This is a genomic window from Geobacillus thermopakistaniensis, assembly GCF_000498995.1.
Lineage (GTDB): Bacteria > Bacillota > Bacilli > Bacillales > Anoxybacillaceae > Geobacillus > Geobacillus thermoleovorans.
The window spans coordinates 1-6,783 of sequence record NZ_AYSF01000107.1 but is presented as its reverse complement, the minus strand read 5'-3'; the positions used below and the strand labels follow the sequence as shown (position 1 = coordinate 6,783).

The 6,783-nt window shown below is 54.5% G+C and carries 7 protein-coding genes and 2 pseudogenes; all 9 read right to left on the bottom strand.

The annotated features are described in order from the left end of the window. Positions 1-139: 139 nt before the first annotated feature. Complete coding sequence (locus tag T260_RS122485) at positions 140-766, bottom strand: TetR/AcrR family transcriptional regulator (protein WP_023634588.1); 627 nt, start codon at positions 764-766, stop codon at positions 140-142. 20 nt (positions 767-786) lie between these two features. Then, positions 787-1,797 (bottom strand): annotated as a pseudogene (locus tag T260_RS0121210) (thiolase family protein); the annotation flags it as partial. 4 nt (positions 1,798-1,801) lie between these two features. Then, positions 1,802-2,191: pseudogene (locus T260_RS1000000139705) on the bottom strand (thiolase family protein); the annotation flags it as partial. A gap of 80 nt (positions 2,192-2,271) precedes the next feature. Further along, positions 2,272-2,676: a MaoC family dehydratase gene (locus T260_RS122490; RefSeq protein WP_023634587.1), complete on the bottom strand. Its 405-nt coding sequence runs from the start codon at positions 2,674-2,676 to the stop codon at positions 2,272-2,274. Then, positions 2,673-3,122 carry a MaoC family dehydratase N-terminal domain-containing protein gene (locus tag T260_RS122495; RefSeq protein WP_023634586.1) on the bottom strand — a complete coding sequence of 150 codons (450 nt, stop codon included), beginning with the start codon at positions 3,120-3,122 and terminating at the stop codon, positions 2,673-2,675. Before T260_RS122495 ends, T260_RS122490 begins: the two co-directional genes overlap by 4 nt. Before the next feature lie 18 nt (positions 3,123-3,140). Next, positions 3,141-3,905 carry a beta-ketoacyl-ACP reductase gene (locus T260_RS122500; RefSeq protein ID WP_013523726.1) on the bottom strand — a complete coding sequence of 255 codons (765 nt, stop codon included), beginning with the start codon at positions 3,903-3,905 and terminating at the stop codon, positions 3,141-3,143. Between the two features lie 36 nt (positions 3,906-3,941). Then, entirely contained in the window at positions 3,942-5,120 is a 1,179-nt protein-coding gene (locus T260_RS122505) for an acyl-CoA dehydrogenase family protein (RefSeq protein WP_013523725.1), read from the bottom strand. 179 nt (positions 5,121-5,299) lie between these two features. After that, positions 5,300-6,043: an NAD-dependent protein deacylase gene (locus tag T260_RS122510; protein WP_011231148.1), complete on the bottom strand. Its 744-nt coding sequence runs from the start codon at positions 6,041-6,043 to the stop codon at positions 5,300-5,302. 189 nt (positions 6,044-6,232) lie between these two features. Further along, on the bottom strand, positions 6,233-6,783 hold a 551-nt coding region (locus T260_RS122515; protein WP_023634585.1), incomplete at its 5' end, for a nitroreductase family protein.

Here is a 6,783-nt window from a genome sequence, read left to right as displayed (position 1 = left end):
TGGGTGGCCTGCAAAAACGCGCCGAAAAAACGCTTCCAACTGTCAGCCCGTTTAACAGCTGCTGGATGAATAGCTCCATCCCGATCCCCCCTTTTTGTTTGCCGTTTGGCCAAACCATCAAAGCAGCGCGGCCGATCTTTCATTCGGTCTGGCCGCCCGAATTGCCTGGCTCCGCCTCATTTCGACCGCTTTCTCCAGCTCTTGGCGCCTTTATGCCGTGCAAAATGAAATCAACGAAAATGTCCGTCAGTTCTTCTTCAGAGATGCCTCCGTCAGGCCGGAACCAATAATAGCTCCAGTTGGTGATGCCAAGCAGGCCAAACGTAATCATTTCTGCATGAAGCGACGGCTTGAATTCCCCGCGGGCGATCCCTTCTCGAACCAGCTGTTCATACCGCTTGCGAAACAACCGCCGCTTGGCGCGGATTTCCGTCAAATGGTCATCCGCCAAATGCCGCATTTCACGGAAGAAAATGCGGGCGCTTTTCTTCCGTGTGCGGATATTGCAGATGACCATATGGACGATGGCCCGCAATTTCTCCGTGCAGCTTTTCTCGGAATCTTGGACAATGCAGGCTTGCTGCCGAAGCAAATCATCTAGATAGGAAACGCAAATATCACATAGCAACTCCTCTTTGCGTTTGTAATAGTAGTAAAAGGCCCCCTTCGTTGCCCCGATCGCTTCGACGATTTCCTGCACCGACGTTTCTTTGAATCCTTTGCGTTCAAACAACTCAATGGCGACTTCCCTTAATCTTTCTTTCATCCTCCACGGTCTCCAATGCGTCATTCTCTCTCAATAATCGTCGCGATGCCTTGGCCGCCGCCGATGCACGCCGTAATGAGCGCGTATTTCCCTCCGCAGCGCTTCAGTTCATACACCGCTTTTGTGATCAAAATCGCTCCCGTCGCGCCGAGCGGATGGCCATGGGCGATGGCGCCGCCGTTTATGTTCACTTTTTCGGGATCCATCTCAAGCTCACGGTCGCAGGCGATCACTTGCGCGGCAAACGCTTCATTGATTTCAATGATGTCCATCTCATCAAGCGTCAGCCCCGCCTTTTCAAGCACTTTTCTTGTCGCCGGCACCGGGCCAATGCCCATGATGTTCGGATCCACTCCGGCGACCGCATGGGCGCGGATGACGGCAAGCGGCTTTAAGCCAAGCTCCTCTGCTTTTTCCCGCGACATGATGACGAGCGCGGCAGCGGCGTCATTGAGCCCTGAACTATTCCCCGCCGTCACCGTGCCGCCTTCCAAAAACGCCGGCGGCAGTTTTGCGAGCGCTTCCATGGTTGTGTTTGGCCGCGGGTGTTCGTCCGTATCGAAGATGAACGGCTCCCCTTTTTTCACCGGCACGGCAATGGGCACGATTTGCTCGTCAAATCGCCCTTCCTGCATGGCGCGCGCCATGCGCTGCTGGCTGCGCAAGGCGAATGCGTCTTGTTCTTCACGGCTGATGCCGTACTTTTTGGCCAAGTTTTCCGCCGTGATGCCCATCGGCGGGTCGCCGATTTCTTTCGGAGATAGCTGCGACTTTCGAAAGCTCGGCGGCGTCGAGCTGTACGGTTTTTCCGGGCGGTCCATCAAATACGGCGCGCGGCTCATGCTTTCCACGCCGCCGGCAATATACACATCTCCGTCGCCGGCCCAAATGGCTTGCGCCGCTAAATTGACGGCGTTAATGCCCGAACCGCACTGCCGGTCCACCGTCACTCCCGTCAGCTCGAGCGACAATCCGGTTTGCAGCGCGGTCAGCCGGGCGATATTGCCGCCGCCGCTTAGGACGTTGCCCATAANACGGTTTTTCCGGGCGGTCCATCAAATACGGCGCGCGGCTCATGCTTTCCACGCCGCCGGCAATATACACATCTCCGTCGCCGGCCCAAATGGCTTGCGCCGCTAAATTGACGGCGTTAATGCCCGAACCGCACTGCCGGTCCACCGTCACTCCCGTCAGCTCGAGCGACAATCCGGTTTGCAGCGCGGTCAGCCGGGCGATATTGCCGCCGCCGCTTAGGACGTTGCCCATAATGACATCATCGACATGCTCCGGACCAATATTCGCCCGCCGCATCGCTTCTTTGATCACTTCCGCGCCGTAAACGTGCGCCGGCATCGTCGCCAAAGCACCGCCTTGGCGGGCGATGGCCGTTCGTACGGCCGACACAATGACGGCATCCCGTCTCATCCTGACTCCTCCTCATCCCCTTTGTAGTACGAAACCCGGCAACTGGGCGTTCTCGATGTTACCGGGCTCGCTGCCTTGCTTCATTCATACAGAGAAAACACGGCTTCGCCCTTAATGACTTCTTTTCCATGCTGGTTGACGGCGGCGACGGCAAAGCGGATCGCTTTCTCGTCTTTTTCCTTCACCGTTGCTTTTAAGGTGATGACATCGTTCAAAAACACCATCGACTGGAAGCGGACGAAATAGTCTTGGACAAATCCTTCTTCGTAGTACGGCGTAAACAGCTTTGCGAGATTGCCCATCGTCCACATGCCGTGGGCGATAATGCCCGGCAGGCCGGCTTTTTTCGCCTCTTCATCGATCGTATGAATCGGGTTGTAGTCGCCTGATGCGCCGGCGTATTTGATTAAATCGAGCCGGGACACCGGTGCGAGCGTTACTTCAGGAAGCGACTCTCCGACTTGCCATTTGCGAATCGTCGTCATACGCTCATCGCCTTTCTAACCGCCTCGTTGATAATGATCGTCGAGGTCGAAGTAAAAACGAGATTCCCATCAGGGTCTTCGCCGTTGTTGGCGATGATCAAAAAGCCGAGCAGGCCCATGCTGCTTTGTTTTTCGTAATAATCTTTCACTTCCGCATAGCAATACAGCTCTTCGCCGACAAACAGCGGGCGCTCATAATGGAAGTGCTGTTCGCCATGGATGAGCCCTTTGGACGGCAATTTCAGCCCTTCAATGACGCCGTAGTCAAACACGCGCGGAAACGTCGGCGGCGCAATGTTGCGCCCGTAGCGCGACCGTTTCCCCGTCTCTTCGTCCCAATAAATCGGGTTTGGATCGCCGATCGCCTCCGCAAACTTTTTCACCGCTCCGCGCTCAACGACATTTTTCACTTTCGCTGACCGTTTCCCGATGTCATGTTGGTACATGCCCCGTCCTCCTCGTTTTCAGCATTTCGGACCGCCGGCGACATACAGCACTTGGCCGTTGACAAACGACGACCGCTCATCGGCGAAAAAGGCGACCGCATGAGCGATGTCTTCCGGACGGCCGCTGCGCCCGACCGGGATGTTGGCGACGCTCGCTTGGATGAGCTGCTCAAACGAAATGCCAAGCCGCTCGGCCGTCGCTTTCGTCATATCGGTTTCAATAAACCCAGGGGCGACGGCATTCGTCGTGATGCCGAATTTGCCAAGCTCAATCGCCAGCGTTTTCGTAAATCCTTGGATGCCGGCTTTCGCCGCCGAATAGTTCGCCTGGCCGCGGTTGCCGAGCGCGGATGTCGACGAAATGTTGATGATGCGCCCGTACCCTTTTTCGACCATATATTTTTGCGCGGCGCGGGCGCAGTAAAACGCGCCTTTTAAATGGACGTCCATCACCGTTTGCCAGTCGTCATCGGTCATTTTAAACAGCAAATTGTCGCGGATGACGCCGGCGTTGTTGACGAGAATATCGAGCGAACCGAACCGATCGACCACTTCTTGGATCGTCGCTTCTACTTGTTCGCGGTCGGTGACGCTCGCCACCTTGGCGTAAACGTCATACCCTTTTTCCCGCAGCTCCGCAGCCGTCGCTTCAAGGGCTTCTGCGTTTAAATCAATGAACGCCACTTTCGCTCCTTCTTCCGCGAAGCGGGTGACAATCGCCTTGCCAATGCCGCGGCTTCCTCCGGTCACAAACGCCACTCTTCCTGCAAACCGTTGGCTCATCGTGTTCTCCTCCCTTTCGATAACGCTTTCATTTTTTTAGATGAACTGTCCAAGCTTGACGTGCCCTTTGATCAAATTGCGGGCGATAATGAGGCGCTGAATTTCATCCGTGCCGTCGTAAATGCGCCACAATCTCGCTTCACGATACCAGCGCTCGATCGGCATTTCTTTCGTGTAGCCCATGCCGCCGTGGATTTGCATGACGCGGTCGACGACGCGGTTGCCCATGTTCGCGCCAAACAGCTTCGCCATCGAGGCTAAATGGCGGTTGTCCTCCCCTTGGTCAAGCGTAAAGGCCGCGTTTAACACAAGCCATTTCGCCGCTTCGATTTCTACCGCCGAATCGGCAATCATCCATTGGATCGCCTGCCGCTCGGCGATCGGTTTGCCGAATGTGACACGCTCCTTCGCATAGTCAATGGCCATTTGCAAAAGCCGCTCGGCCGCTCCGACCGCACGGGCGCCTACGACCCAGCGGGCGTAGCCGATCCACTCAAGCCCAAGCTTATAGCCGTGATGCAGCTCGCCTAAAATGTTTTCTTCCGGCACGCGCACGTTTTCGAAAATTAAGCTGGCTGGAGTGGAAGGTCCCATCGTATGTATCGGTTCCGAACGCCAGCCCATCTCGCGGTCGACGATAAAACACGTCACCCCTTCACGCCCGTTCGAAGCTTGGTGACGCTCTTTGTCGGTGATGGCGATCACCATGACAAAATCGGCGTCGTTGCCGCCGGTAATGAATGTCTTCTCCCCGTTTAACACCCACTCGTCGCCGTCTTTCACCGCCGTCATTTTAATGTTGCGCGTATCTGATCCTGCTCCCGGCTCGGTCATGGCAAAGCACGATTTTTTCTCGCCGTTGATCGTCGGGATCAAATATTTTTTCTTTTGCTCTTCATTCGCGTAATACAAAATGTTGTCCGCCGATCCGCCAAACTGGAACGGAACAAGCGTTTTCGACACTTCCATCAACACAATCGCCTGCATGACATGGCCCAAATTCGCGCCGCCGTATTCCTCCGGCGTGTTGATCCCCCAAAACCCCGCTTCCTTCGCTTTGAGCTGCAGCTCTTTTAATTTTTCGGGCGGGAGCCCAGGCTTCCCTTCGCGCTCATTGCGCAATACTTCATTTTCGAGCGGCATCAATTCTTTTTCGACAAACTTGCGGATCGCTTTTTGCACCATGCGCTGCTCGTCCGTTAAGCGCAAATACATGATGGTCCCCTCCCTTTTCCGTTACGCCTTTATGCTCGACTCCACTCATCAAAATACCAACCGGTTGGTATGTTATCTTTATTATATTCGAATGTTCTGAAAAGTACAATACCTTTTTTGATTTTCGTCCAACGGGAAAACGCCATATGCGTTCTCCCGTTGGCATGGAATCTATCGATCTATTCCGCCTGTATTTGCTTGCGCACGCTAGCGACCGTTTTCCCGATTCCGCCATAAATGACAAGGTCAAACATCCCGTCCATTCTTGTCGCTGTTTTGTTGATCAATACTTTCCTTGTTGCCGGCGATTCGGCGGCGACATAAAACGGGATTTGATTCACGGGCGCCACTTCCAAACTTGTTCCCATCGCCAGAAGCAAGTCGCTGGCGGCCGCCGCAGCAAACGCTTCTTCCATGCGCGGCACGAGCCCGCCAAACAAAACGACATCCGGTTTGACAATCGTCTGGCACTTTTCACAGCGCGGCACCTCGTGACGGTTGATAAACGACAGATCATACTTGTTGCCGCATGACGGGCATGTCGCCGTCTGCAGCGTGCCGTGCAGCTCAATGACATTCGTGCTTCCTGCTTTCGTATGCAGCCCGTCAATATTTTGCGTCAAAATCGTCACCGTCTTGCCCATCTCCTCAAGCCAGCGGAGAAACCGATGCCCGTCATTCGGGGCAAAGCCGCCCATCATTTTTAATGAAAACATCCGCTTGAATCGACGCCAAAAATCAACCGGATCTTTTTTGTAATAATACTCTGACAAATAATATTCGACATTGTCCTCTTGGGCGTAAAGGCCGTTTTCGCTACGAAAATCAGGAATGCCGGATTCCGTGCTCATCCCCGCCCCGGTCAGGACGGCGATCGTATTCGCCTCTTTGATCCATTGCGCCAGTTGCCGGATTTGGTCCATCCTCGTTCTCTCCTTTCCTACGAACCTCTTGGTTTTGCCAGTCTCGCCTTCGGTTCTTTTCGAGGCCATAACGTATAGCTGAAACTCCAGACAAAATCAATCACCAAAACCAATGTCCAACGGGCTGGCATAGTTTTCTCACAAATGGAATCGCCTGCAAGAAAAACCCCTCTTCCGAACGAAGAGAGGCTACCGTAAATTGAACCCTTTCCCTTCCACAAACTCCTTCATGTACATCCGGACTTGGCGGCTGAGCGTATCGGCCATCTGCCCGGTCCATGTGTCGCGGCGGCGGCCGTTTGTCCGCTGCTCATAATACGCCGAAACCGTTTCGTTGTAGCGTTGCAATTGTTCGAGGAATCGGGCGCGGTCTTGGTTGTATTCGTCCTCATGATAAACGTGTTCAAACGGCAGCCGCGGCTTTGGATCCGGCGTTTGCGCAGGATAGCCGACGGCAAGCCCGAACAGCGGAATGACCCGTTTCGGTATGTTAAGCAGTTGGCATACTTCCGGCAGGTTGTTGCGCAGCCCGCCAATGTAGCAGATGCCAAGCCCCATCGACTCCGCGGCAATGGCGGCGTTTTGCGCCGCAAGCGCCGTGTCAATCAGCGCAACCATAAACTTTTCCGTACTCTCAAGCGATGGAAGCACGTCTTTTCCTTCTAGCTCGCCAATGAGCTCATGGCGGTGAAAATCAGCGCAAAAGACAAAGATTTTCGGCTTGATTTTGACAAGCGTTG